The organism is Aeromonas sp. 602658 (assembly GCF_049173005.1).
In the GTDB taxonomy this organism is placed as follows: Bacteria; Pseudomonadota; Gammaproteobacteria; order Enterobacterales; family Aeromonadaceae; genus Aeromonas; species Aeromonas veronii_A.
Genome location: NZ_JAAKRF010000014.1, coordinates 52,376 through 79,293 on the forward strand (window position 1 = coordinate 52,376; position 26,918 = coordinate 79,293).

Sequence of the window (26,918 nt, forward strand, 5' to 3'; positions counted from 1 at the left end):
ATTTTGTCATTTCCCTGTCATTCCCAGCCGTTATCCTGCCGGGCGAGTGGTGCGTTGTTGCCATCACCTTCACCGTCAGGAGCTGCATATGACCAGTTGGATCACGTGGGAAATTTGGTGGAGCCGGGTATGGGGCGCATCAGAGGTGCCACAGTATGAAGAGGATGAGCACGAAGTGGCTCATGAACCCTCGCGACTGCCGGTTGAAATGGTGCAACAGGGTCGGGATCAGCGCGCAGGCTAAGGCGTTAGCCTTCTCTTTACCGGGTAGCGCTTTCTTGTCGCGACATGGCTACTTCGTTGGAAAATTCTGAAAAGCGGGGTTTCCACAGGATGTGTCGCGGCAGGTATTCCTTTCAACCTCTTGGCACACCTGATGTGTGAAGGGCGTGAACAGGGGGATTAGAAGAGCGACAGCTGCTCCCCGGGGCGGATAAACCCATCCAGCCTGAGCTGAATATGGCGTTTGCCCAGACCGAGGCGTTTGCTGATAAGGCGAAAGCGCTGGGCCAGCAGATCGGCAAAGTGCCCCTCACCGCGCATGCGGGTACCGAAGGCGGTACTGTTGAGCCCGCCACCGCGGCTGGCTCGCAACTGATTCAAAATAGCCTCCTTCTGTCCCGGATAGTGGGTATCGAGCCAGTCCCCAAATAGCGGCGCCAACTCGTGGGGTAACCGCAGCAGGATGTAATCGGCGCAGCTGGCACCCGCCTCTGTGGCTGATTTGATGATCTGCTCCAGCTCCGGCTCATTGAGCCGCGGGATCATGGGGGCGGCCAATACCCCCACCTGCACGCCAGCGTTGGCCAGCTTCTCGATCACTTTCAAGCGGCCGGCACCCGTGCTGGCGCGGGGCTCCAGCTGTCGGCGCAGGGTTTCGTTCAAGGTCGTCACCGACACCATCACCTGACACAGTCCCTCTCTGGCCAGCTCGGTCAACAGATCGAGGTCGCGCAAGATCATGGCGTTCTTGGTAATGAGCCCGACCGGGTGGCGGTGGGCCAGCATCACTTCCAGCAACTGCCGGGTGAGGCGATAGCGCTGCTCGATGGGTTGATAGGGGTCGGTATTGGCGCCAATGAAGATGGTCTGTGGCTGATAGGTCGGTTTGGCAAACTCCCGACGCAGCAGATCGGCTGCATTGCGTTTGGCAAACAGCTTGCTCTCGAAATCGAGACCGGGGGAGAGCTCCAGATAGGCATGGCTGGGTCTGGCATAGCAGTAGATGCAGCCGTGTTCGCACCCCTGATAGGGGTTGATGGAGCGACCAAAGGGGACATCCGGCGAGCTGTTGTAGCTGATGATGCTGCGTGCATCGATCTCCCGCACCTCGGTGCCAGGCACAGAAGAAGTGAAGGCGGCATCCCAATGGGACGATTGCCAGCCGTCATCGACCGCTTCGACAAGGGGGCCGCTAAAACGGTGATCGATATTGTGGGGGCTGCCTCGTCCTGCCATTGTGCACACCAATACTGTTTATACATACAGTTATTTTGCAGGTGCTCCGGATAAATGACAATAACTGCTGATCGCGCGGGTGCAAAAAGGGTTGTCGCAGGGATCTCTAGCTTGATCGCAACGCTACATTTCGTTTACATAGACGAAATGAGAACTGGATCACGGAAATCATCATGAGCCCCACCACTTCCCGCTGGCTGTTTATCGGTCTGCTTGCCCTTGTTATCTGGCGTCTGCTTCCGCTCTCCACCGAGCAGGAGATGACTGCCGCCAACCGTGCCTGGCGTACCGGTCACTTTGATGAGGCGACCCGGATCTGGTCGCCACTGGCCGATCAAGGCCAACCTCGGGCACAGGCACTCATGGGTTGGAGCCATGAGGTGGGGCAGGGGAGCGAGCAGGATATCCATCAGGCCATCAGCCTCTATCGCCAGTCGGCGCAGGCAGGGGATGCCTTCGGCCAATATCGGCTGGCAGAACTCTATCTGCGCGGTGTTGGGGTCAAGCGAGATCTGCGCCAAGCCTTTCACTGGATGGATCAGGCTGCCCGTAATGGTGACGTCCCGGCCATGCTGAAAGTCGGCGTCCTTCATCTGATGGGGGTCAGCGGCAGGGTCGATTTGCCACAGGCGAAACAGTGGCTCTATCAGGCGGCACAAAAGGGCAACAAGCTGGCGCTTCAGGTGCTGCAAGAGCTGGCGCTGGCAGAGGAGGGGAGCAGTGACTTTGACTTCAACTGGCAATCCCTGCTTGGCGAATAGTCGGTAGGCGACTCATTTGACTGTAGAAAATATCTGCAAATCCGATACAGCACGCCCGACTTCTGGTAGCATGGGGCAGTTTTGGCTTGGTTTGTCACGTTAGACATGTGGTTGACGTGTCAGGCCGTCTTCGCAAAGTGCTGTGGAGAACCAGAACATCACCTTTTTGAATCTCTTTTCCATCCCGCATGTGACCTTTGGTAGGGGTCACCACTGTATAAGGAAACACATAATGCCAATCATTACTCTGCCTGACGGCAGCCAACGTCAATTTGCCCACTCTGTTTCCGTCATGGATGTGGCTGCGGACATCGGTCCCGGTCTCGCCAAGGCGTGCATTGCCGGTCGGGTAAACGGTGAACTGGTGGATGCTTGCGAGCTGATCGAAGCCGATGCTGCGCTGGCCATCATCACCGCCAAAGACGAAGAAGGTCTGGACATCCTGCGCCACTCCTGCGCCCACTTGCTGGGTCATGCTATCAAGCAACTCTGGCCCCAGACCAAGATGGCCATCGGTCCTGTCATCGACAACGGCTTCTACTATGACGTTGATCTTGACCGTACCCTGACCGATGAAGATCTGGCTGCCCTGGAAGAGCGCATGCTGGCGCTGGTAGCCAAGGATTACGACGTCATCAAGAAGAAAGTCTCCTGGCAAGAAGCGCGCGATGTATTCGAGGCGCGCGGCGAGTCTTACAAAGTCGAAATCCTGGATCAGAACATTGCCCGTGATGACCAGCCAGGTCTCTATCATCACGAAGAGTACATCGACATGTGTCGCGGCCCGCACGTGCCCAACATGCGTCACTGCCACCACTTCAAGTTGCTGAAGATGTCCGGCGCCTACTGGCGTGGCGACTCCAACAACAAGATGCTGCAGCGTATCTACGGTACCGCCTGGGCTGACAAGAAGCAACTCAAGGCCTATCTGCAGCGTCTGGAAGAGGCCGCCAAGCGCGACCACCGCAAGATCGGCAAACAGCTCGACCTGTATCACATGCAGGAAGAAGCACCCGGTATGGTGTTCTGGCACAACGATGGCTGGACCATCTTCCGTGAGCTGGAAACCTTTATCCGCGGCAAGCTCAAAGAGTACGACTATCAGGAAGTGAAAGGTCCGTTCATGATGGACCGCGTCCTGTGGGAGCGTTCAGGTCACTGGGAGAAGTATGCCCAGGCCATGTTCACCACCCAGTCCGAAAACCGCGAGTACGCCATCAAGCCGATGAACTGCCCGGGTCACGTCCAGATTTTCAACCAGGGTCTGAAGTCCTACCGTGATTTGCCGCTGCGTATGGCCGAGTTTGGTTCCTGCCACCGCAACGAGCCGTCCGGTTCCCTGCACGGTCTGATGCGGGTGCGCGGTTTCACTCAGGATGACGCTCACATCTTCTGTACCGAAGAGCAGATCATGGAAGAGGTCTCCGGCTGTATTCGTATGGTCTATGACGTCTACGGTACCTTTGGCTTCGAGAACATCGTGGTCAAGCTCTCCACTCGTCCCGAGCAGCGTATCGGCTCTGACGAGATGTGGGATCGCGCCGAGAAAGCGCTGGCCGAAGCGCTGGAGCTCAACGGTCTGAAGTACGATCTGCAGCCGGGTGAAGGGGCGTTCTACGGTCCCAAAATTGAATTTACCCTGCACGATTGCCTTGATCGTGCGTGGCAATGTGGTACCGTGCAGCTCGACTTTGCCCTGCCTGGTCGTCTGGGTGCCACTTATGTGGGCGAAAACAACGATCGCCATGTACCTGTGATGATCCACCGGGCCATCCTGGGTTCTATCGAGCGCTTCATCGGTATTCTGACTGAAGAGTACGCCGGTCTGTTCCCGACCTGGTTGGCACCGACTCAGGCTGTGGTCATGAATATCACGGACAATCAGGCCGATTATGCGGTGAAAGTAGCCAAAGCATTGAATGATGCGGGCCTTCGCGCAAAAGCGGACTTGAGAAATGAGAAGATTGGCTTTAAAATCCGCGAGCATACTTTGAAGCGAGTACCTTTCATGCTGGTCTGCGGTGATAAAGAAGTTGAAGCCGGTAAGATTGCAGTACGGACTCGTAAAGGGGCTGACCTGGGCACTTATCCTGTTGAAGAGTTCATCGCTCTGCTGACCCAGGAAGTTCAGACCCGCGGACAAAAGAAAGTGGAGGAATAAGCTATAAAAGGCGGAAAAAAACTGGGCAAGCAACCGCAAGCCCGCGCTCACCGGATCAATGAAGAGATCCGTCTGAAAGAAGTTCGTTTGGCTGGTCTGGATGGCGAAGCTCTTGGCATCGTATCTATCCAGGAAGCACTGAACTTGGCCGCAGAGGCCGAAGTGGATCTGGTCGAGATCAGTCCGAACGCCGAGCCGCCCGTTTGCCGGATCATGGATTACGGCAAATTCCTCTACGAAAAGAGCAAAACCACCAAAGAACAGAAGAAAAAGCAGAAAGTCGTCCAGGTCAAGGAGATCAAATTCCGTCCTGGCACTGACGAAGGCGACTATCAGGTAAAACTACGCAACCTGGTTCGCTTTCTGGAAGACGGGGACAAGGCTAAGGTCACCCTGCGCTTCCGTGGTCGTGAAATGGCACACCAGGATCTTGGTATCAAGGTTCTTGAGCGCGTCAAGAACGATCTGGAAGAGTTGGCCGTAGTCGAATCGTTCCCGAAAGTCGAAGGCCGTCAAGCTGTGATGGTCCTCGCACCTAAGAAGAAATCTTAAGGCCCACAAGAAATTGACTCATGGGGCTCGCTCCATGAGTCGGTTCGCCTTGAGATTTTGTTGTCACTCACAATGCGGAGTATGAAATGCCGAAGATGAAAACCAACCGGGGCGCCGCAAAGCGCTTCAAGAAGACTGGCTCAGGTCGCTTCAAGTGCAAGCACAACCACCTGCGTCACATCCTGACCAAGAAGAGCAGTAAGCGTAAGCGTCAGCTGGGACCGAAGTTCTTTGTTTCCGCTGCCGACCACAAACGTGTTGTCGCTTGTCTGCCGTACGCATAAGGGGGGATGTGAAAAATGCCAAGAGTTAAACGTGGTGTGACTGCTCGTGCTCGTCACAAGAAAGTAATGAAAGCCGCCAAGGGTTACTACGGCGCCCGTTCCCGTGTTTACCGCGTAGCGGTACAAGCGGTAACCAAAGCTGGTCAGTATGCCTACCGTGACCGTCGCCAGAAAAAGCGTCAATTCCGTCAGCTGTGGATTGCGCGTATCAACGCTGCTGCCCGTCAGAACGGTCTGTCTTACAGCCGTCTGATCAACGGTCTGAAGAAGGCTTCTATCGAGATCGATCGCAAGATCCTGTCCGATATCGCCGTTCACGACAAGCTGGCTTTCACCGCCCTGGTTGAAAAAGCTAAAGCAGCTCTGGTCTAATCCAGCTCTGTTATAAAAAATAAAGGAGGCTCAGGCCTCCTTTTTTGTATCTGTCATTCACGGTTTTACATCACGTTTTTCTTTCTCCCGTCCACGTTTTGTCCACTGTTTTACACGCGCTACAGTTTTCTCCATACAAAGTGACATGTGGGAGATCACTAGTTCTATAAATGGATTGTATGCCAACAAACTATGTCTTTATTCTACTATTTCAAGAGTGACGGTAAATCGATGAGACTCGCTTGATATAACAAAATGATTTGTAGGGAGAAAAGCCCACCTTAACTATGGTCAGCGAAGGGGCTTTTTTTGTATTATTCCCCTCTTGACCTTATTTAGCCTAAAGGCTCCTGTAACGGGAGTGGTGACGAGGAAGACATGCAACAGCTTGAAGAAGTAGTCGGCCAAGCCAGAGCCGAAATTGAGGGCGTGAGCGATATCGCGACCCTCGACGAAATCCGGGTCAAATATCTGGGTAAAAAGGGCTTTTTTACCGAGCAGATGAAGGGCCTGGGTGCCTTGTCTGCCGAAGAGCGTCCCGCCGCGGGCGCCGTGATCAACCAGGCCAAACAGCAGGTTCAGGATGTGCTGAACGAGCGTCGTGAAGCGCTCGAAGTCGCCGTGCTGAACCAGAAGCTGGCTGCCGAGACTATCGACGTCAGCCTGCCGGGTCGCCGCATCGAGAATGGCGGTCTGCACCCGGTAACCCGCACCATCGAGCGCATCGAGCGCCTGTTTGGCGAGATGGGCTTCAAGGTTGCCCGTGGTCCCGAGATTGAAGATGGCTTCCACAACTTCGATGCGCTGAATATTCCGGCTCATCACCCGGCGCGTACCGATCACGATACCTTCTACTTCAATCCTGATCTGATGCTGCGTACCCACACCTCCGGTGTGCAGATCCGCACCATGGAGCATCAGCAGCCGCCGATCCGCATCATTGCGCCGGGTCGCGTCTATCGTAACGACTACGACATGACCCACACCCCGATGTTCCATCAGGTTGAAGGTCTGCTGGTTGACGAGCATGCCAGCTTTACCGAGCTGAAGGGCATTCTGCACGACTTCCTGCGCAACTACTTCGAGGAAGATCTGACCATTCGCTTCCGTCCTTCCTATTTCCCGTTCACCGAGCCGAGCGCCGAAGTCGACGTGATGGGCAAGAACGGCAAGTGGCTGGAAGTGCTGGGCTGCGGCATGGTGCACCCGAACGTGCTGCGTTCGGTCGGCATCGATCCGGAAAAATACTCCGGCTTTGCCTTCGGCATGGGCGTTGAGCGCCTGACCATGCTGCGTTACGGGGTCAACGACCTGCGTGCCTTCTTCGAAAACGACCTGCGCTTCCTCAAGCAGTTCAAGTAAGGGCGAGAGAACATGAAATTCAGTAAATCCTGGGTGATGGAGTGGGTCCGCACCGAGTTGAGTGACAATGAACTGGCCGAGCAGATCACCATGGCCGGTCTGGAAGTGGACGCCGTGGAAGCGGTGGCTGGCCAGTTCAACAATGTGGTCGTGGGTGAAGTGGTCGAATGCGCCCAGCATCCTGACGCCGACAAGCTGCGGGTGACCAAGGTCAACGTGGGTGAAGCCGAGCTGCTGGACATCGTCTGCGGCGCGCCAAACTGCCGTCAGGGCCTGAAAGTGTGCGTAGCCAAAGTAGGGGCGACCCTGCCGGGTGATTTCACCATCAAGAAAGCCAAGCTGCGTGGCCAGCCTTCTCACGGCATGCTTTGCTCTTTCAGCGAGCTGGGTATCGACGTTGAAGCCGATGGCATCATCGAGCTGCCGGCTGATGCCCCCATCGGTACCGATATTCGCGACTACCTCAATCTGAACGACGTCTCCATCGACGTGGATCTGACTCCGAACCGTGCCGATTGCCTCGGTATCGCCGGTCTGGCCCGTGAAATTGGCGTGCTCAACAGCGTCGACGTGGTCGAGCCGACCTGGGCACCGGTTGTGGCCACCATTGATGCAACTTTCCCGATCCGGGTTGAAGCAACAGCCGATTGCCCCCGTTATCTGGGCCGCGTCATCAAGGGGCTGAACTTGCAGGCCCAGAGCCCGCTCTGGATGCAAGAGAAGCTGCGCCGTGGCGGCATTCGTTCCATCGACGCCATCGTCGACATCACCAACTACCTGCTGCTGGAATACGGTCAGCCGATGCACGCCTTCGATCTGGCTACCCTGGAAGGGGAACTGGTGGTGCGTCGTGCCCACGCCGATGAGCCGATGACCCTGCTCGATGGCAACGAAGTGAAGCTCAAAGAGACCACCTTGGTGATTGCTGATGCCAAAGGCCCTGCCTGCATGGCCGGGATCTTCGGCGGCAACCGCACCGGTGTATCCGAGACCACCACCGACATCCTGCTGGAGTGCGCCTTCTTCGCGCCGCTCTCCATCACCGGCCGTGCCCGTGCTTACGGTCTGCACACCGACTCTTCCCATCGCTTCGAGCGCGGGGTTGATCCGGAGCTGCAAGCCAAGGTGATGGACAGAGCTACCCGTCTGCTGCTGGATATCTGCGGCGGCGAAGCGGGTCCGGTCATCGAGGTCAAATCCGATGCCCATCTGCCGAAAGCGGCACCCATCAAGCTGCGTCGCAGCAAGCTTGACAAGGTGATCGGTATCAGCGTGGCTGACGCTCAGGTGGTCGAGATCCTGACTCGCCTTGGCATGCAGGTGACTGTGGATGCTGACGGTTGGACTGCGCTGGCACCCTCCTGGCGTTTCGATATCGCCATCGAGGAAGACCTCATCGAGGAAGTGGCTCGCATCTACGGCTACAACAACATCCCGAACCTGAAACCGGCCGCCTCTCTGGCGATGGTTGAGCAGGCAGAAGGGCAGGTGACCTTGAAGCGCGTGCGCGACCTGCTGGTTGATCGCGGTTTCCAGGAAGCGATCACCTACAGCTTCGTTGATCCCAAGACCCAGCAAACCCTGTTCCCGCAGAGCGATGCCATCGTGCTGCCCAACCCGATCTCGGTCGAGATGTCCGCCATGCGTGTCTCTCTGTTCCCGGGTCTGGTGCAAGCCGTTGTTTACAACCAGAACCGTCAGCAGCCGCGCGTGCGTCTGTTCGAACAGGGTCTGCGTTTCATCAAGGATGAAAGCGCCGAGAATGGCATCCGTCAGGAGCCGATGCTGGCCGGTATCATCACTGGCAACCAGAGCGACGAGCACTGGGATATCAAAACCCGCGCAGCAGACTTCTTTGATTTGAAAGGGGATCTGGAAGCGGTGCTCGACTTGACCGCCGAAGGGGCCACCTTTAGCTTCGAGCGCACCGAGCACAGCGCCCTGCACCCGGGCCAGAGCGCAGCCATCCTGCGCAATGGCGAGATCATCGGCCACATCGGCGTGATCCACCCGAGCCTCGAGAAGAAGCTGGGCCTCAAGAGCCGCGCGGTGATGTTTGAGCTGGAGCTGGACAAGCTGACCCCGGCCAAGGTGCCTGTGGCAGCCGAAGTTTCCAAGTTCCCGGCGAACCGTCGCGACATCGCCGTGGTGGTCGATCGTCAGGTTCTGGCAGGTGATGTGCTTGCGGTAATTAAAAAAGTTGGCGGAAATCAGGTAGTTGGAATAAACTTGTTTGACGTATACCAGGGTGCTGGTATGGCAGAGGACAAGAAGAGCCTGGCCATCAGTCTTGTATTGCAAGATACCCAGCGCACCCTGGAGGAGAAAGAGATTGCCGAGACCGTAGACAATGTCGTGCGGGCCCTTGGTGAAGAGTTGAATGCATCCTTGAGGGATTGATCTATGGCGCTTACCAAAGCCGACATTGCAGAGCACCTGTTCACCCAGCTCGGGATGAGCAAGCGTGAAGCCAAAGATATGGTGGAAGCCTTCTTTGAGGAAATCCGACAGGCGCTTGAGCGTGGTGAACAAGTCAAGATTTCAGGCTTCGGTAACTTTGACCTTCGTGAGAAGAATCAGCGTCCCGGACGTAACCCCAAGACGGGCGAGGATATTCCTATCAGCGCCCGCCGCGTGGTGACCTTCCGGCCTGGCCAGAAGCTCAAGGCCAGGGTAGAAAATGTTGAACCCAACGAGTGATAAAAAGCCAGGCAGATGCCTGGCTTTTGTTTTCAGATGACCAAATTCCCCGTTTTTCTTCTGGGTGCCGTACTGGCACTGCCATTGCACGCCAAGCCTTTGCAGACCACAGTGCTGCCGTTGGCGCCGGCGACCCAGGCTTATGTAAATTCACTGAGTCAGCTTTCGCTCTGCTATCCTGCGACGCTTCCTCCACCATACCTGATGGCCGAGGGGGGACTGCTCAAGGATCGTCTCGCCCGGTTGCAGGAGCTGTTCCCGATTCCGCTGGTGCTCAAAGAGTTGCCCGATTGGCAGACATTGCGCAATGGGCTCGCAGAGGGTGACTGCGACATCATTCCCTATGTCGGAACCCGCAAGAAGGCCGTGGAGGGCATGCGGTTAAGCCGTCCGATGATGGAGACCGATGCCGCCATCCTCTACAAGGGTGAAAATCTCAAACAGGCCCGCTTTCTGGTCTACTCGGTGGCAGACTCTGCCCGCCTGCTGCACGAGCTCTATCCCCAGGCACGCATTATTTCCCTAAAAAGCGGAGAGAAGGTCTACGACGCGCTGCAGAGTGGCAAGGGGGATGCCTATCTGGGGGACTATCTGCAACTGCGCTATCTGATGCGCGAGTTTCCGGCCGATGGGTTGCGCCTGCGCCGCCTGTTTGGTGAGGATCGGATCATCAGCTATCGCCTGATGATGCGCGATCAGCCGGAGTTGGCCAATCTGGTGGACACCCTGATCCGTCATATGCCCGCCGGTACTATCTATACCGATCTGGCTCGCTATCTCGATCAGGGGTCGCTATATGTCAACCAGCCCCACTTCAGCGATACCGAGCAGGCCTGGTTATCCGGCCGCGGTCGCACCATTCGCCTGGTGGTCAATCCCGAGTTGATGCCCTATAGCGGCGTCAATGATCTGGGGGAGGCGAAAGGGTGGAGCGCGGATGTGCTGCGCTGGGTCACCCAGGAGACCGGCCTGAAATACAAGCTGGTGCCTGCCGCCAGCAAGGCGGAGGCCGTAGAAAAGCTGCGCCGTGGTGAGGCGGATATGATGGCCGGCTTGCCGGAATCCCCGGCATTGACGGATCAGTTCATTTTCAGTCGGACGATCTCCACCAACCGGTTTGCCTTGATCAGCAAGCGCAAGCTGGCTGCCGATCGCATCACCCAACTCAAGCGGCAGCGTATTCTGGTGCCGGAATCCCTCTACGATCCCTCCTTGCTCGCCCTGCTCGGTGATCAGGAGTGGGTTCGCACCGACGGCCTCGAGCAGGGGCTTGCAGCGCTCAAACAGGGCAAGGCTGACGCCATGCTGAGCGAGCTTTATCAGCTGCAATATCCCCAGCGTACCAACTTGCTGGAAGGGCTCGATATCGAGGAGCTGGAAGATCGCTTCAGTCTTGGCTTTGCCATCAACAAGAGTCAGACCGAACTGGCCGGGGTGATGGATCGCAACCTGATGGCCCTGACCAGCACCCAGATCGACGAACTTAACCAGCGCTGGCGCCGCTTGCTCGTCGTGCAGCAGCCCGGCGTGAGCTACGCCGCCTGGTTTGGCTCCATCGCCATGGCACTGCTGATCAGCGGTATCGTCATCGGCGGGATCTGGCGTTCCCGCCAGCAACTGGCACGGGAAGTGGCCCAGCGTCACGCCGCCGAGAAGGCGCTGGCCATCGAGAGCGAGCTGCGGGAAACCATGTTTCAGGCGTTGCCGGTACCCGTCTATCTGCGCAACAGCCAGGGCAAGGTGATCAAATCCAATAAACAGGGGCGACGTCTGGCCCTGCGCTATTCACAACAATTGATGCTGCCGCCGGTGCAACCTCAGAAGAGTGAAGGGGAGTTGGTGCTGGGGGATCAGGTCTTCGCCTATGCCCAGCATCCGCTGCGGCTGGACAAGCAGGCTCCCGCCACCGATCTCATCGCCCTGTCGGATATCAGTGTGTTGCGTGAGCAGGCCCGTTTTCTGCGTCAGGCAGAGCGCCGCCTGCGCGCCCTGACCAACACCGTTCCCGGCGTGGTGCTGCAGTTTATGTTCGAGCGGGGACGGGTAGGGGGGATCGAGTTTATCAGCCGGGGCTGTTACGAGCTGCTGGGGCTGGCGAGCCAGCAGATCCGTCGTGAGCCCAAACGGGTGCTCATTATGCTGGAGCGCGAGGATCGCCGTCGGGTACGCCGTGAGATGTTCGCCATGTTGCAGGCGGGCAAACCCTTCGCGTTCACCATGCGCTATCACCATCCGACCAAGGGTCTGCGCTGGTTGCAGCTCTATGGCCGTGGCCGCAGTCAGCCGCATGGTTGGCGAATTTATGCGGTGATGCAGGATGCCACTGCCCGGGTCGAGCAGGATCAAGCATTGCAGCACTCCCATGAACAGGCGCAGCAGGCGGTGCAGGCCAAGGGCCGTTTCCTGGCGGCGATTAGCCACGAGATCCGTACACCGATGAACGCCATGCTCGGCTTGCTTGAGTGGCTGGCCAGCACCCCTTTGTCGAGAGAACAGGATTCGGCGCTGGCGCGGGTGCGTCAGGCGGGGGATGAGCTGCTCGGCCTGCTCAACGATGTACTCGACTTTAGTCGCAACGAAAACAGCAAACTCTCCCTCTCGCCCCAGCCCACCGATTTCGCCGAGCTGTGCGAGCACGTGGCGGCGGTGCACTGGAGCAAGGCCAGATCCAAACGGCTGCAATTACGATTGCGGCTTGACCCCGCCTTGCCAGCCTTGCTGACTCTCGATCCCCATCGGGTACGGCAAGTGCTCCACAATCTGCTCTCCAATGCCATCAAGTTCAGCCTGCGTGGGGAAGTGGTGCTGTGGGTCGAGGTAGTCGCATCGACCTTGCGCTTCGGGGTCGATGATGAAGGGCCGGGGATCACCGCCAAGATGCGTCCTACTCTCTTTATGCCATTCGAACAGTTTGCTGTTGAAGGGCAGTTGCGGGCGCCGGGCACCGGCCTTGGTCTGGCGATCTGCAAGCAGCTGCTCGAGCAGATGGGCGGGTTGATCGATGTCGAGGGACGCCCGGGCGGTGGTAGCCGCTTCTTCTGCGAGTTGCCGTTGCAACAGGTTCAGCAAGATATCGATTGGCAGCCAAGAGTACGCCAGTTATCCCTCTCACTGCCTCACGATGAGGTTTTGGGGGTCACGCCCTGGTTGTCCAGGCTCGGTATTCATGTTGCCAGTCGTGCGGTTGATCTGCTGCAGGCCGAGAGAGACGAGGATAGTCTGTATCACTGGTCATGGCAGGGGGAGTCCTGGGTGCCGGGCACCATGATCAGCCTGTTCCAGCCACGGATGACATCAGAGCAACCTGTGGGTGAGATGCAGCCCGGGCTTGGTATGCGGGTACTGCTTGTTGAGGATCACGATGTCAACCGGGAGCTGATCTGTATGCAACTGGGGCAACTCGGTGCAAGCGTAGTCAGTGCCGCCAATGGGCAGCTAGCGCTGGAGATGCTGGTGAAGCACCAGGTGGATCTTGTGTTGACAGACCTGCAGATGCCGGTGATGAACGGGGCCGAACTGTGCAGGCAATTGCGCAAATCCGCGCGTTGGGCCCGTCTTCCGGTCTATGTGATCACCGCAGATCTCAGTGAGCAAGCGGCAAGGGAGCTGCAATCCTGCGGTTGCGATGGTCATCTGGACAAGCCGGTCGCCCTCAAGGTGCTGGCGACCTTGCTGCGCCATATTGGCAAAGAGGGGAGCAATGCTGTCGCCCCGACGCCGGTTGCCTCGTTGCTGACCGATGAACTGGCTGCCCTTTATCTGAAGGCTACCCGTGATGATTTGGCCGAACTTGAACGCTGCAGCACAGAAGAAGATGAAGTTGGCGTGAATGCTGCTTTACACAAGCTGAAGGGGGCCGCCAGAATGGTAGGAGCCACGGCGCTGGTGACGGTGATTGACGAGTGGCAACAAGCCCCCCATCCAGCTCTCCAGAGCAGTTTGAACCGGGCGTTGGATGAGTTCAGCCAGCATTTCTCGAAAAGGACCCAAGATGATCATTACTGATGAAGAACTGCTGGCGTTGCTCGACTCGGAAGAGCACGAGGCGGCAGATTTTTGCCCTGTCTTGCTGTATGCGCTTGATCGGGCCTCCCATGAGCTGGCAAAGAGCACGACACTCCCCTCCTATGTCACTTTGCAGCGCACCCAACCGGACGCCTGCTGGCAGTGGGAAGGGTTGTTTGCGGCAGGAGCCATTGCCCTTTACGATCCTGCCGCTCACCAGCAGGCGGACTATTTCCCCGAGTTGCAGCATCATCAGGGAATTTATGCCATTGGTGAAGATTGGCTGGGAGGACTTGCCGCCAGTTACCGTGACTGGAACAACTGGCTGGCGGCCAAGCGGGTACTGCTGCTAGAAGATCACCCGTTTCAGGGGATGCAGTTACAGCAGGCTATCGCCGAACTGGGGCTCTCCTGCCAGTGGGTGCAGGATGAAACTGCCTGTCTTGCTGCGTTGGAGGCTGGCGACATCAGTCTGCTGGTGTGTGATCTCAGTCTGGTGGAGCAGGATGCCATCAGCCTGCTGATGAGCCAGCCGCAAATTCAGCGCAGCGGGTTGCCGATCATTCTCTTGTCGGCGCACGAGCAGACATTGATCGACGGTGCCCGCCGTCTGCTGCACGATGCCGGTTTCAATGTGTTGGCTGCACTGGCCAAGCCACTCGATGGCAACGAGTTGCTCAGGTTGCTGCGCGGACTCTATCTGGGGCCTCTGCGTCAGCGTCGGCTGAGTGGCCAACGTCGAACAATTCGTCGTTGGCAGGGGGAAGTGCAGGGGCAACTTGGGCTGCTCTCCAGCCCCGCGACTCCTCATCCGGTCTGGCTGGCGGTAACGGGTTTACCCAGCCGCTGGGAGGCACTTAAAGAGTGGTTGACGGATCAGTCACGTAGCCCCACAGAGCTGACATTATTGATCCATCGTCGGGATCACCTGTTGAGCAATGGAGAGCGGTTTGCGCTGGTACTGCAAGCGAGTCTGGCGGGGAGCAAGCTGGCGTTGCTGCTCGATAACAGCCAGCATTTGCCATTCGATCTGCTGGAGCGTTTGCCGTTGAGCGCTTTGCTGCTGGGGCAGGCGCTTTTACCCGAAATAGAGTCATTGGCCATGGACTCCCTGCTGGGACGCTTTATGGCCCGAGTCAGAGAGCTGGGGATCGCCGTCTATCTCGATGATCCTTACAATCTGCTCGACGCCGAGGTGTGGCGGGAGCAGGGTATTGCGGGGCGCTGGTAACCCGTGCCCCGTTATCTCTGCTGGCCCATCCATCGGGAGCGTCTCTGCAAGGGGCTGGCAGGCTGGCCCCATCCGGCTTCGCGGTCGGTACTGCCACTGACGATGCAGGTCGCCGACCAACCTTGTCTGCTACGAGAGCTGCAGGGGGTGGATCCTGACCGTATGCTGGCCGCCTATGATGCGCTCAGTGAGGAGAGCATCTACTTGCGTTTTATGCGCCCCAAACGGAGGCCACCGCCGGAGCAGGTGGCCCAGTTTCTCAATTACCATCCCGAACACCAGATCTCGCTGTTGCTGACCGATCTTGCCGGTGAGCCGCTGGCTCAGGCTCAGTCCATCCGGCGTCGACTCCATCCGGAGCGTGCCGAATTTTCCTGCATCGTGGCAGATCATTTCCAGCACAAGGGAGCGGGACGGCGCATTCTGCTGGCGCTGGCACTGCTGGCCCGAGCTGAGGGGATCTGTGAGTGGACCGCGGAGGTGCTGGCCCAGAATCGTCCCATGCTCACTTTGCTCAAGCGCCTTGGTCTGCCGCTGACCCTGGTAACCGGGCGGGAGATGGTTTTTGTCAGGCTCGATCTGACCGTGCTGGATGAGTGGTTGCCCGCACAGCCACGCCAAGCTTTTAAGACCAAGGGCGAATAGTGGCGCTTTTTTCCCTGTGCTAAGGTCACACTATTATGCGGGGATAGACGGAGCAGCTTATGGCGCAGTCATACAAACATATCGTGATCCTGACCGGAGCGGGGATCTCTGCCGAATCCGGCATCAAGACTTTTCGTGCCTGCGACGGTTTGTGGGAAGAGCACAAGGTCGAGGACGTGGCGACCCCCGAGGGTTATGCCCGTGATCCCGATCTGGTGCTGCGCTTTTACAACTCCCGCCGCAAACAGCTGCAACAGCCCCAGGTTCACCCCAATCCGGCCCACTATGCGTTGGCTCGTCTCGAGCGGCTTTTGCCCGGCACGGTCACCCTGGTGACCCAGAACATCGACAATCTGCACGAGAGTGCTGGCAGCAAGAACCTTATCCATATGCACGGCGAGCTGCTCAAGGCCCGCTGCCCCGAGTCCGGTCAGGTGATCGAGTGGCGCGGTGATCTCCATCAGGACGAGCTCTGCTCCTGTTGCCAGTTCCCCCAGCCGATGCGTCCTCATGTGGTCTGGTTTGGCGAAATGCCGCTCGGGCTGGATCGCATCTACAGCGCGCTTGCCCGGTGCGATCTCTTTATCTCCATCGGCACCTCTGGCGCCGTCTATCCGGCCGCCGGGTTTGTCCATGAGGCGGGCCTCAACGGGGCGCACACCATAGAGCTCAATCTCGAGCCGAGCGAGGTGGGTAGCCAGTTTGACGAAAAACGCTATGGCCCAGCCTCCCTGCTGGTGCCTGCCTATGTCGATGAGTTGCTGGAGGCGTGCGGCATTCATCAACCGAGGCAAGTCGAGGGGCACAACTGGATGGAGATGCGCGGTCCCTGAGCTAGTGTGCGACGGGACAGTTGCAATGGTTCGGTGAAATCGCCACACTGGCAACCATTTAAAAAATGGGACGCAGTTGGCGCAAATTACCATGACCGCAGTAAAGCAATGGATCGCTTTTTTTCTCCTGATGCTGGCCAGTGCCAGTGCATCGGCCTCCATCCCCCTGATGACCCTGGTACTGCCAGATGGCCAGCAGGTGACTCTCGATGAGTCGGCCCTCTCCGCCTTGCCACAGACCGAATTCACCACCACTACCCCCTGGACTCAGGGTGCCCACCACTATCGCGGACCGACCCTGTCAGCCGTGCTGGCGGCGCAAGGGATCCCGGATGCCCGCAAGATCGCCGTCTCGGCCCTCAACGGCTATCAGCAGGTGGTGGATCTGGCACTGTTCGACGGCGTGCCGCTGACCCTGGTGCGCCAGGAGGACGGCAAACCGCTGACCCGGCGCAACAAGGGGCCGCTCTGGCTGCTCATCCCGTTCACCACCTATCCCAAGCTGGACGTGCCTGCCATTCACAACTGCATGGTGTGGCAGGTGACCCGCATCGAGATCGTCGATTGATGGGGCTATCCCGCCAAAATCTGCTGTTGGTTGCGGTGTCGCTGCTGTTTCTGCTCTCGTCGGGCAGCAGCCTCTATCTGCAGTATCGGCAAGAGCAGCTGGTCGATACCTTCTACCGCAATGTCCACTGGAACATCAGCCAGGTGATGCTCGAATCCCAGCGTTTCCTCTACGACCTGCAGCTCTATCGGGCTGGCAGACTGTCGATGGAGACCCTGAGCCTCGATTACGATCTGCTGTGGAACCGGCTCGACATCTTCCTCATCAGCAGCGAGACCGCCGAGATGCGCCAGCGGCACGGACTCGGCAAGGTGCTGGCCACCCTGTTCGAGCAGATCAAGCAGCTCGAACCCCAGATGGAGGCTGGTGCGCTGCGCGAGGGGGCTGAGCTTGCCCGCTTGCAGGAGACGATCGTCAGCCAGACCCGTCTCATCGAACAGATAGGGGATCAGATCCTCTCCGGCCAGGAGCGGGAGCATTCGGTCAGCCAGATCCGCAACAGTCTGTTCTGGCTGCAGATCTGGCAACTGATCCTGCTGCTGACTGGCGGCGCTCTGGTCGCAGCCCTCATTCGCGCCAATCTGGCGAACCGCCGGCTTGCCCTGCTCGATCCCCTGACCCAGCTTGGCAACCGCCGTGCCCTGCAGGAGCAGCTCTCTCGCGCTCTGCATGCTGATGATGTGAGCGCTTTGGTGGTGCTCGATCTCAAGCGCTTCAAGCAGGTCAATGATCTGCTGGGTTATCAGGTCGGTGATCGGCTGTTGCAGATGGTGGCCAACAAGCTGCAACAGGCCCATGGCAGTCACGCTTACCGGCTTGGTGGTGACGAATTTGCCGTGGTGCTGACCAAGGCGAATGATGCGCTGGAAACCGCCATTCATGAGCTGGTGGATCTGCTCCATTTCGAGTTCGTGACCCGGGAGTGCAGCTTCGATCTGGCCTGTCGGCTCGGGGTCGCCAAGGCGCAGCAACAGGATGCCGCCCGGCTGCTGGATCAGGCCATCCTGGCCCTCAACCAGGCCAAGCGTAGCCAGGAGGGGGCGATCAGTTGGTTTGAGCCTGCCATGCTGCAGCAGCTGCAGTTGAGTCAGCAGCAGCTTCATCAGCTGCGAGAGTGGCTGGCGGGGCGCGAGCCTGCACCGCTGCAAGTGGCATTGCAGGCGCTGACGGACGGACAGGGCAACGAGATGTGGCAATTGGCGCTTGAGTGGGGTGAGCAGGGAGTGCCCTGCCACATGCGCTGGCTGCAGGAGTGCGGTGTGCTTGGGCCCGTGTTGGCCCGTGTGCTGCAAACACACGAGGCGCAGTATGCCGATGGTCGGGCACTGCTGGTCCCGCTCGACAACCAGGCCCAGCTTACTCATCTACTGGCCTATCTGCCGGAGGCTTCCCGTACGCCGCTGGTGTTGCTGGTACCGACGCTGCAGCCGGATGGTGCCTTGCTGGCGGGATTGCGCCAGCAGGGTTGCACTCTGGCGCTCAGAGAGATTGGCAGTACCACCTCGGCGCAGCTGGCAGCCGGCTGGCCTGTCCGCTACTGGCTGCCGCAGGGTGATGAAGATGGCGAGTTGCTGCAACCGCTGGCCCGACTATTGGGGCTGGTGCCACTGCAAGTGCTTGCGGCCAGGGAGACCAGGTCGCTGGCCTGAGGGCTAAAAGCGGTATTGCATCGGCAAGAGACAAAATGAAACAAGGCGACCTCGGGGTCGCCTTGTTCGTTTATTGCCCCTGAACGTCAGGGGCGAGGGGCGCAGGATTGTCTGATCACCAGGTCCGGGTCGACGGTGATCAGGGGGTTCTCCACCGCTTCGCCGTTGATGCGAGCCAACAGGCGGGTGACGGCGAGGCGCCCCAGCTCCTCTTTGGGCTGATTGACGGTGGTGAGCGGCGGCGACATAAATTCTGCCAGTGCCACATTGTCATAGCCAACGATGGAGATATCCCGCGGGATCACCAGCCCCGCCTGATGGGCGGCACTGATGGCCCCCATCGCCATCATGTCGTTGCAGACAAAGAGGGCGGTGGGACGCTCTGGCAATGCCAGCAGACGGGTCATCGCCTGATGGCCGCTGGCGCAGTCAAAATCCCCCTCCTGGATCCACTCTTGATTGAGCGTGAGACCTGCCTCCTGCAACGCCTGCTCGAAGCCAGCCTGGCGCTGGTTGGCGGGGGCGCGGCTGTGGGGGCCGGTGATGCAGCCGATGGCGGTATGGCCCAGCTCAATCAGATGGCGGGTTGCGAGATAACCGCCGTGAAAGGAGTTGTCGGCGATAAGGTCTACATCCTCACTGACCAGCCCCCAATCCATCACCACCACCGGCAGGCTCTTGAGCCAGTCGAGCTGATTGAACACCTCTTGTTGGCCTTCGCTACACATGATCAGCAGGCCATCGACCCGCTTGCGCAGCATCATCTTGAGGTAGGAGAGAGCGGTTTCTGCCTGCCCCTCGGTGTTGCCCAGCATCAGGTTGTAGCCCTGCTCGAAGCAGTAACGCTCCACCCCGCGCACCACCTCGGCAAAGAAGGGGTTGCTGGAGGTGGTGACCAGCATGCCGATACTGTTGGTCTCCTTCACCTTGAGGCTGCGGGCCACCAGACTCGGGGCATAGTTGAGATCGCGCATGGCGGCGAAGACCCGTGCGCGGGTCTCCTCAGCCACGAAACGGGTCTCGTTGATGACATGGGAAACGGTGGTGGTGGAGACCCCCGCCAGCGCCGCCACCTCCTTGATATTGGCCATCAGTGTCCCTGCGCAGTCTGCTCAAGCAGGAAGGAGTCGACCTCCTGTTTGCTCGGGATGGAGCTCTGGGCACCGAAGCGGGTGACGGAGAGCGCCGCCGCCCCGTGGGCAAAGCGCACCGCGCTGTGGAAATCAGCACCGGCCAGTTCCGCCGCCAACAGGGCGCCGTTGAAGGTATCGCCCGCGGCTGTGGTATCCACCGCCTTGACCCGAAAGCCCGGGATCAGCTGTTGCTGCTGTGCGTTGCTGCAATAGACCCCCTGCGACCCCAGGGTGATCATCACATCCGCAATCCCCATCTGGTGGAAGCGGGCTGCCGCCTCGCGGGCACTCGCTTCATCGGTGACTTTCACGCCGGTCAACAGCTCGGCCTCGGTCTGGTTGGGGGTGATAAGATCCACCAGCGCCAGCAGTTCGCTCGAGAGCGGACGGGCAGGGGCGGGGTTGAGCACCACCCGGGTGCCGTGGGCGCGGGCCAGCCGTGCAGCTTCATGGACGCTCTCGAGCGGCACTTCCAGCTGCAACAGCAGGGTGTGGGCGTCGGCGATCATGGCTTCGTGGTTTTTCACCACGGCAGGGGTGATAGCACCGTTGGCTTCGGCGGAGATACCGATGCTGTTCTCCCCCTCATCGCTCACATAGATGATGGCGATACCGGTCGGGAGCTCGGGATCGAGCTCGACGGCACTGACGTCGATGCCATCTTTGGCAAAACCGCTCTTCATCTGCTGGCCGATGGCGTCATCACCGATGCGGGCGATAAAGGAGACGGGGGCGCCAAGGCGTGCGGCAGCAACCGCCTGATTAGCCCCCTTGCCACCGGGTACCACCTGATAGCTGTGACCGGTCAGGGTTTCACCCGGGCGAGGAAAGTGGGGAACGCGCAGCACATGGTCTGCATTGACACTGCCCAGAACGACGAGACGATTCATGTTGACTACTCCTGATGCATCTTGGCTTGAACACTGTGATGGCGTGAGCTCAAGCCGGGAGGCACCTAAACGAGAGGGAAAAGGGGAGGCGAGCCTCCCCCTTGTGATTTATTTGCTGACCACTTGCAGCGGTACCGGAATGGATTTCTCGACCGGCTGACCTTTCAGCACCTTGTCGGCAGTCTCGACACCGATGGCACCGATCAGGGCAGGCTGCTGGGCCACGGTGGCGGCCAGTTTACCCTTGGCTACGGCGGCTTTGCCATCGTCAGTGCCGTCGAAGCCGACGATCATCACCTCTTTACCGGCAGCCTGCACGGCGCGGATGGCACCCAGCGCCATCTCGTCGTTCTGGGCGAACACAGCTTGAACGGTCGGGTGGGCCGCCAGCAGGTTTTCCATGACGTTCAGACCCTTGGTGCGGTCAAAGTCGGCAGGCTGGGAAGCCAGCACCTGCAGCTTGTTGGCCGCCACGGCCAGGGCAAAACCTTCGCCACGGTCGCGGGCGGCGGAGGTACCGGCAATCCCTTCCAGCTGGATCACCTTGGCACCGGTGCCCAGTTTCTCGGTGATAAAGTCACCGGCCAGCTTGCCGCCCGCCACGTTGTCGGAGGCAATGTGGGCCTTGACCTCACCCTGCGCAGCGCCGCGGTCCAGGGTCAGCACCGGAATGCTGGCGCGGTTGGCCAGACGGATAGCGTTGCCGACCGCTTCAGAGTCGGTGGGGTTGATCAGGATGGCGCCGACCTTGCGCACGGTGAGATCTTCCATGTTGGAGAGCTCTTTGGCCGGGTCATTCTGGGAGTCCAGTACCACCAGCTCGTAGCCAAGCTCTTTGGCTTTGGCTTCGGCACCCTCTTTCATGGTGACGAAGAAGGGGTTGTTGAGGGTGGAGACCACCATGGCCAGGGTTTGATCGGCGGCCTGGGCGGTGCCCAGCACGGACATGATGGCGGCAGCGAGCAGGGTATTGAGCTTTTTCATCATTTCATTCCTTGTGTGTGGCTTGTCTTATCAACGATTGCTTTTGTTATCGATCATCACGGCAAGCAAGATCACGCTGGCCTTGGCGATCATCTGGTAATAGGAGGATACGTCGAGCAGGTTGAGGGCGTTATTCAGGAAGCCGATGATCAGCGCACCTATCAGGGTGCCCATGATGCGGCCCTTGCCGCCCATCAGGCTGGTACCACCCAGCACCACAGCGGCGATGGCATCCAGCTCGTAACCCATGCCGGCGGTCGGCTGGGCAGAGGAGAGACGGGAGGTGACGATAAGCCCTGCCAGTGCCGAGAGCGCGCCGCACAGACCATACACCGCCAGCTTCACCCGATCCACATTGATGCCGGAGAGGCGGGTAGCCGATTCGTTGCCGCCCAGGGCGTAGATGTAGCGACCGAGACGGGTGTGGTTGAGCATGAACCAGGCGAGCAGGAAGACGATGGCCATCAGCCAGATGGGCACCGGCAGACCGAACAGGTAACCGGTACCAAGCCAGGCGAAGTGATCGGCGCCGTCACTGAAACCGGTGGAGATGGGACGACCCTCGGTATAGACCATGGTGATGCCGCGCAGAGCGGTCATGGTGACCAGGGTGGCGATAAATGCCTGTACTTTGCCCTTGGCAATGATGAGGCCGCTGACGCCGCCCAGCAGGGCACCGGCACCCAGGGTGAGGGGCACCACCAGCCAGATCGGTAGCTCCATGGCGACCATGGTCGCGGCCAGCGCACCGCACAGGGCCAGCACAGAGCCGACCGACAGATCGATACCGGCGGTAAGGATAACCAGCGTCATACCGACCGCCATGATGGCGTTGACCGAGGTCTGGCGCAGGATGTTGAGCAGGTTGTCGGCGGTGAAGAAGTTGGGGCTCAGAAAGGAGACCACACCAATCAGAACCAGCAGCGCGACCAGGGATTTGTTCTCGATCCACCACGCCTTGCTCATGACGCCACGGCGGGAAAGGGTTTGGGTTGTCATTGGGATGCCTCTTGCTCTGCTTGCCACTGTTTACCGACTGCCGCCGCCATCAGCTTCTCCTGATTGGCATCGCGGGTGTTGAATTCTGCGCTGATGCGCCCTTCGTGCATCACCATGATGCGATCACTCATGCCGAGCACTTCCGGCATCTCTGAGGAGACCAGAATGATGCTCATCCCCTCCTTCTTGAACTGGTTGATCAGCTGATAAATTTCCTTTTTCGCCCCCACATCGACGCCGCGAGTCGGCTCGTCGAGGATCAGTACCTTGGGCCGGGTCAGCAGCCCTTTGGCGATGGCCACCTTCTGCTGGTTGCCGCCGGAGAGCAGCTTTATCAGCTGATCCTGACTCGGGGTCTTGATGTTGAACAGACGCACATAGTCGCTCACCGCCTGCCGCTCGGCCTTGCCGTCGATCTTGCCGTTGCTGATGAACTCGTCGAGGGCGCACAGACTCATGTTTTCGCGCACCGACAGCTCCAGCACCAGCCCATCCCCCTTGCGATCTTCGGAGATATAGGCGATGCCTGCGGTCAGCCCATCGGCCGGGCTTTTGGGCACCAGAGCATGACCGTCCACTGCCACTTCACCGGCGCTGATGGGGCTGGCGCCATAGATCAGCTTCATCAGCTCGGTACGACCGGAACCCATCAGGCCGCTAAAACCCAGAATTTCCCCCTGACGCAGGGAGAAACTCACCCCGCGCACGCCGGGACCGGCCAGATCTTTTACCTGCAGGCTGACGGGGCCAAGCTCGCGCTCAAGACGCGGGTACTGCTCTTCCAGTCGGCGGCCCACCATCATCTCGATGATCTTGTCTTCATCCAGATCGCTCACCGCCTTCTCGCCGATCCACTTGCCATCGCGCAGCACGGTGACCCGATCGCAGATCTCGAAGATCTCCTTGAGGCGGTGGGAGATATAGACAATGCCGCAACCCTGCTCACGCAGCTCGCGGATAACCTTGAACAGCTGATCGGTCTCGGTATCGGTCAGCGCATCGGTGGGTTCATCCATGATGATGACGCTGGCATCGAACGACAGCGCCTTGGCGATCTCCACCATCTGCTGTTCGCCGATGGAGAGATCCCCGAGTCGGGTATCCGGCCCGTGTTTGACGCCAAGTCGTGCCAGCAGGCCGCTTGCCCGCTCGCGCAGTTGTTTGTGGTCGATGCTGCCAAAACGGGTACGGGGTTCACGACCGAGGAAGATGTTGGCGGCAATCGACAACTCCGGCAGCAGGTTCAGCTCCTGATGGATGATGCTGATCCCCTGATCCTGAGAGTCGCGGGGGCCCTTGAAGTGGACCGGCTGGCCGCGATAGCTGACGCTGCCCGCATCGGCCTGATAGATACCGGTCAGCACCTTCATCAGGGTGGATTTGCCGGCGCCATTTTCACCGAGCAGGGCCATCACCTGGCCCGGATAGACCCGCAGACCCGCTTCGTCGAGGGCGCGTACACCGGGGAAGGTCTTGACGATCCCAGTCAGCTCCAGAATGGGTGAGAGGGGGGAGGTTGTGCTCATTTGCAGCTTCCTTGAAGAGGCCTTCTTTGAAGAATGTCAGAACGCCACACCGGCGCAGAGGATCAGGTTGGCGTAGGGAGTCACCTCGCCGCTGCGCACGATTGCCTTGCTCTGGCGGGAGCGGGTTTTGAACTCCTCGTGCAGGCAGTATTCGATGGCGATGGGTTTGCCCTGGGCGGCTGCGTGCGCTTCAAGCTGATCGACCAGTGCCTGATGGGCGGCGGGGCTGATCTGCTTGATCTCGCTTGCCATGATCACCTTCTCCACCACCAGATCGGTGAGCAGGGCGGTCAGTACGGTTTCAAGGCTGGGTGTGCCCGCCATCAGCGCCAGATCGATCCGCTCCGGACCTGCCGGAATGGGCAAGCCTGCATCGCAGACGGTGATCTCGTCGGTGTGGCCCATCTGTGCCACCAGAGCACTCAGGGGAGCATTGAGCAGTACGCCTCGTTTCATACAGCACCTCATCAGGCCTTGGCCCGTCAATCTGTGAACCGCTAGGCAACCGGTTACGCAACCGGTTGCGTCATGGCGCAAAGATAGGCTTTTTACTAAGGAAGGGCCACGGCAAAACCACGGAAATGTGAAAACGATCTCAAAGGCGGGAGAAGAAGTACAGGGGAGGAGGCAGGAAGGGTGTCAGCAGAGCCCTGACACCCTTGTTATTTATCGAGCTATTGATTTTATGGTTAGTTGGCCAGTGCCTTGGCGACCGCCGGACGGCTCAGCATGCGTTGATAATGATCGGCCACTTTGGGGAATTCACTGATCTCGACCCCATCGCTTTTCAGCCAGCCCGCGACCACGAACAGATAGATGTCCGCCACGCTGAACTGCTCGCCGAGTACCCAGGGACCGGCGAGATAGTGCTGCTCAATCTGGGCAAAGCCATCGCGCATATTGCTGGCGACTTTCTGCTGCATGGCGGCAATGGCTTGCTCGTCATCGGCCCAGCGGCTGCCACGGCGACCGTGGGCATGGGAGACATGCACAGTGGAGGCGAGGAAGCTGTTGACCTCCTGCATGCGGGCCAGCAGGAACGGGTTGTCCAGCGGCGCCAGTTTGGCATCGGGGAAGCGCTGTGCCACATAGTACAGCAGGGCCGGGGTCTCGGTCAGGGTGCCCTGCTCGGTGACAAGGGCAGGCACCCGCCCTTTGGGGTTGATGGCAAGATACGAAGGATCACGCTGCTCCCCTGCGGCGAGGTTGACGAGACGGGGTTGAAACAGGGCATTCGCTTCCAGCAGGGCAATCTGCACGGCCATGGCACAAGTGCCGGGAGCGAAATAGAGGGTCAGATCGGACATGAATACTCCTGATTGGCTCAGGCCACCCGCGATATCGGCGAAAAGCGTGTTTTCCGTGATATCTCGAGGGGTCATGAAAAAAGAGAGGGGGCAACGTTTGCCCCCAACCAATCTACACCCCTAAGGGGCGATGAAAAAGCGCAGAATTAATCGGTTTGTTTGCCCATTTCATAAATTCCTCGGCTAAGGGCGCAAATCAGATGGTGTTGAACTTGATGGGATAGTTGATACCTGAGGATGGGTGGTTGGTACTGAAAGGACTGGGGCACAGTAGCGTCCTTGGTTGTTCTCCCGCTCTTGCACGATCTGATCGTCATCAGATATTCTAATTTTTGGGTCGTTACAATGAATCCTATCTAACAAGATTGATCTTCATTTAGATCATCAAACAGAAAACGACCTTTTTAGATAACTTTTTGATGACTGCAATCGTTTGCGTTTGATACCATGTTCTTCTACAAACTTTCCACTGCTGTCATGGTAGCTGTAATGTTTTATCATGCTTTAATCCGGTTATAAAATAGCATGTAGGGAGTTGAAAATATATATGCAGTAGCCATGTTGTTTACTAAGAGAAGGGGAGTGAAACTCAGCGAAATTGAGAGTTTTAAGGAAAGGTAGGAAGTAGGTTAAGGAAAATAAAGAGGTGATCAATGGATGATGACAAGGGAAAGTCAAGCAATATCAAAAATAAAACCAAACTGATATCGGGTTTTGTAGCTTTGGCAGTGATATGCGGAGGGTGGTACTGGTGGCTTAAAGAGCCCTATATTGAGCCAGAGATTAATCCCACCCCAACAGAATTGTTTACTATTCAGGGCGAGTTTCCTTTTGATAAGGGGTATCAATTAGCTGTTAATAGTACTTTCATTGCATCTAATAAAACTGACTCTACTTGCAGCAAAACTTTTTATGCGTTCGGAGTTATACCTGCAAATACTAGACTCAGGGGATGGCAAATAGATAACCCCATTAAGAAATATCAATCAAACAGATTCAGTGTAAAAGTGTCAAAAGACTATTTATTGCCTGGCCGATGTAATTGGGTGTTAGATTCTGTTGGCTATTTTATAGTGAAGGCAGGTTCCGAGTTGGAGGCTAATTTGAAAGCTAACCCTTCAGATCAACATAATCGTCAAGGGTATTTTTTATCTTCAGCATACAGCAATTGGAGTGAGTTAAAACTGGGGAGTGTAAATATTTCATGCCGACCAGATGTTGGTCTTAACAAATCAAAAGGTGGTGTTGTTTGTAAGCGACTGAATCAAAGTGAAGTAAACACATATAGACGTAACTATAAAGTTCATAATAAACCGCTACCATCGATAGTTAATTTTAAATTCGTTATGGAGGAAAAAATGTCAAGCTATAAACAAAATACTGTTTTAGAGAGTGCATATGGCGATCCACTAAATAATAATTTGTCCTATGAAAAGGGGGTATAAAGACTGTTAGTTAGATTAGCGAATCGTAATCGGACGTTAGCTGTTTCGATAAA

24 protein-coding genes are annotated in these 26,918 nt (G+C 58.0%); 16 read left to right on the forward strand and 8 right to left on the reverse strand.

Going from position 1 to position 26,918, the window contains the following annotated elements; genetic code table 11:
- The first annotated feature begins 88 nt into the window (after positions 1-88).
- Positions 89-244, forward strand: coding sequence for a hypothetical protein (locus tag G5253_RS11980; protein ID WP_266135023.1), 156 nt, complete (start codon positions 89-91; stop codon positions 242-244).
- A 158-nt stretch (positions 245-402) separates the two neighbouring features.
- Here the strand turns inward: G5253_RS11980 and G5253_RS11985 are convergent, their stop codons facing one another.
- Positions 403-1,458, reverse strand: coding sequence for a PA0069 family radical SAM protein (locus G5253_RS11985; RefSeq protein WP_266135022.1), 1,056 nt, complete (start codon positions 1,456-1,458; stop codon positions 403-405).
- Positions 1,459-1,631: 173 nt separating this feature from the next.
- Between G5253_RS11985 and G5253_RS11990 the strand changes: the two genes are divergently transcribed.
- From G5253_RS11990 to G5253_RS12055, 14 genes are all read left to right on the forward strand, one after another.
- Positions 1,632-2,219 (forward strand): tetratricopeptide repeat protein, encoded by a 588-nt coding sequence (locus G5253_RS11990; RefSeq protein ID WP_266135021.1) that lies wholly within the window; start codon positions 1,632-1,634, stop codon positions 2,217-2,219.
- Between the two features lie 232 nt (positions 2,220-2,451).
- Positions 2,452-4,380, forward strand: coding sequence for a threonine--tRNA ligase (gene thrS / locus G5253_RS11995; RefSeq protein WP_005336690.1), 1,929 nt, complete (start codon positions 2,452-2,454; stop codon positions 4,378-4,380).
- 21 nt (positions 4,381-4,401) lie between these two features.
- Entirely contained in the window at positions 4,402-4,932 is a 531-nt protein-coding gene (infC, locus tag G5253_RS12000; protein ID WP_234923365.1) for a translation initiation factor IF-3, read from the forward strand.
- 86 nt (positions 4,933-5,018) lie between these two features.
- On the forward strand, positions 5,019-5,216 hold the full coding sequence (gene rpmI, locus G5253_RS12005; RefSeq protein ID WP_005300673.1) for a 50S ribosomal protein L35: 198 nt from the start codon (positions 5,019-5,021) through the stop codon (positions 5,214-5,216).
- Positions 5,217-5,231: 15 nt separating this feature from the next.
- Positions 5,232-5,588 (forward strand): 50S ribosomal protein L20, encoded by a 357-nt coding sequence (gene rplT / locus G5253_RS12010; RefSeq protein ID WP_005300683.1) that lies wholly within the window; start codon positions 5,232-5,234, stop codon positions 5,586-5,588.
- Positions 5,589-5,966: 378 nt separating this feature from the next.
- On the forward strand, positions 5,967-6,950 hold the full coding sequence (pheS, locus tag G5253_RS12015) for a phenylalanine--tRNA ligase subunit alpha (protein WP_042053694.1): 984 nt from the start codon (positions 5,967-5,969) through the stop codon (positions 6,948-6,950).
- Between the two features lie 12 nt (positions 6,951-6,962).
- On the forward strand, positions 6,963-9,350 hold the full coding sequence (gene pheT, locus G5253_RS12020) for a phenylalanine--tRNA ligase subunit beta (RefSeq protein WP_266134621.1): 2,388 nt from the start codon (positions 6,963-6,965) through the stop codon (positions 9,348-9,350).
- Positions 9,351-9,353: 3 nt separating this feature from the next.
- Complete coding sequence (ihfA, locus tag G5253_RS12025) at positions 9,354-9,650, forward strand: integration host factor subunit alpha (protein WP_005300715.1); 297 nt, start codon at positions 9,354-9,356, stop codon at positions 9,648-9,650.
- Positions 9,651-9,665: 15 nt separating this feature from the next.
- Complete coding sequence (locus G5253_RS12030) at positions 9,666-13,655, forward strand: ATP-binding protein (RefSeq protein ID WP_266134622.1); 3,990 nt, start codon at positions 9,666-9,668, stop codon at positions 13,653-13,655.
- Positions 13,642-14,886 carry a response regulator gene (locus G5253_RS12035; RefSeq protein WP_266134623.1) on the forward strand — a complete coding sequence of 415 codons (1,245 nt, stop codon included), beginning with the start codon at positions 13,642-13,644 and terminating at the stop codon, positions 14,884-14,886. The genes G5253_RS12030 and G5253_RS12035 overlap by 14 nt, the downstream gene beginning before the upstream one ends.
- 3 nt (positions 14,887-14,889) lie before the next feature.
- Positions 14,890-15,531, forward strand: a complete 642-nt coding sequence (locus G5253_RS12040) for a GNAT family N-acetyltransferase (protein ID WP_216978765.1) — start codon at positions 14,890-14,892, stop codon at positions 15,529-15,531.
- A 59-nt stretch (positions 15,532-15,590) separates the two neighbouring features.
- The gene (gene cobB, locus G5253_RS12045) at positions 15,591-16,364 is read left to right on the forward strand and encodes a Sir2 family NAD+-dependent deacetylase (RefSeq protein ID WP_266134624.1); all 774 of its coding nucleotides are present in this window, start codon (positions 15,591-15,593) and stop codon (positions 16,362-16,364) included.
- Between the two features lie 91 nt (positions 16,365-16,455).
- Complete coding sequence (locus G5253_RS12050) at positions 16,456-16,932, forward strand: hypothetical protein (protein WP_149152901.1); 477 nt, start codon at positions 16,456-16,458, stop codon at positions 16,930-16,932.
- Entirely contained in the window at positions 16,932-18,581 is a 1,650-nt protein-coding gene (locus G5253_RS12055; protein ID WP_266134625.1) for a GGDEF domain-containing protein, read from the forward strand. The genes G5253_RS12050 and G5253_RS12055 overlap by 1 nt, the downstream gene beginning before the upstream one ends.
- Positions 18,582-18,667: 86 nt before the next feature.
- On the opposite strand, the gene G5253_RS12060 is transcribed toward G5253_RS12055, so the two are convergent.
- The 7 genes from G5253_RS12060 to G5253_RS12090 all read right to left on the reverse strand — a co-directional run bounded on the left by G5253_RS12060 (position 18,668) and on the right by G5253_RS12090 (position 25,420).
- On the reverse strand, positions 18,668-19,672 hold the full coding sequence (locus G5253_RS12060) for a substrate-binding domain-containing protein (protein ID WP_266134626.1): 1,005 nt from the start codon (positions 19,670-19,672) through the stop codon (positions 18,668-18,670).
- Positions 19,672-20,604: a ribokinase gene (gene rbsK, locus G5253_RS12065; RefSeq protein WP_266134627.1), complete on the reverse strand. Its 933-nt coding sequence runs from the start codon at positions 20,602-20,604 to the stop codon at positions 19,672-19,674. Before rbsK ends, G5253_RS12060 begins: the two co-directional genes overlap by 1 nt.
- 108 nt (positions 20,605-20,712) lie before the next feature.
- A complete protein-coding gene (gene rbsB, locus G5253_RS12070) occupies positions 20,713-21,588 on the reverse strand; it encodes a ribose ABC transporter substrate-binding protein RbsB (RefSeq protein ID WP_005360585.1) in 876 nt (291 codons plus the stop codon).
- A gap of 30 nt (positions 21,589-21,618) precedes the next feature.
- Positions 21,619-22,587 (reverse strand): ribose ABC transporter permease, encoded by a 969-nt coding sequence (rbsC, locus tag G5253_RS12075; protein ID WP_005336670.1) that lies wholly within the window; start codon positions 22,585-22,587, stop codon positions 21,619-21,621.
- The gene (rbsA, locus tag G5253_RS12080; protein WP_216953559.1) at positions 22,584-24,113 is read right to left on the reverse strand and encodes a ribose ABC transporter ATP-binding protein RbsA; all 1,530 of its coding nucleotides are present in this window, start codon (positions 24,111-24,113) and stop codon (positions 22,584-22,586) included. The genes rbsC and rbsA overlap by 4 nt, the downstream gene beginning before the upstream one ends.
- 36 nt (positions 24,114-24,149) lie before the next feature.
- Positions 24,150-24,569, reverse strand: coding sequence for a D-ribose pyranase (gene rbsD, locus G5253_RS12085; RefSeq protein WP_058052594.1), 420 nt, complete (start codon positions 24,567-24,569; stop codon positions 24,150-24,152).
- 233 nt (positions 24,570-24,802) lie between these two features.
- Positions 24,803-25,420 (reverse strand): glutathione S-transferase family protein, encoded by a 618-nt coding sequence (locus G5253_RS12090; protein ID WP_266134628.1) that lies wholly within the window; start codon positions 25,418-25,420, stop codon positions 24,803-24,805.
- A 653-nt stretch (positions 25,421-26,073) separates the two neighbouring features.
- Between G5253_RS12090 and G5253_RS12095 the strand changes: the two genes are divergently transcribed.
- Entirely contained in the window at positions 26,074-26,865 is a 792-nt protein-coding gene (locus tag G5253_RS12095; protein ID WP_266134629.1) for a hypothetical protein, read from the forward strand.
- Positions 26,866-26,918: the final 53 nt, after the last annotated feature.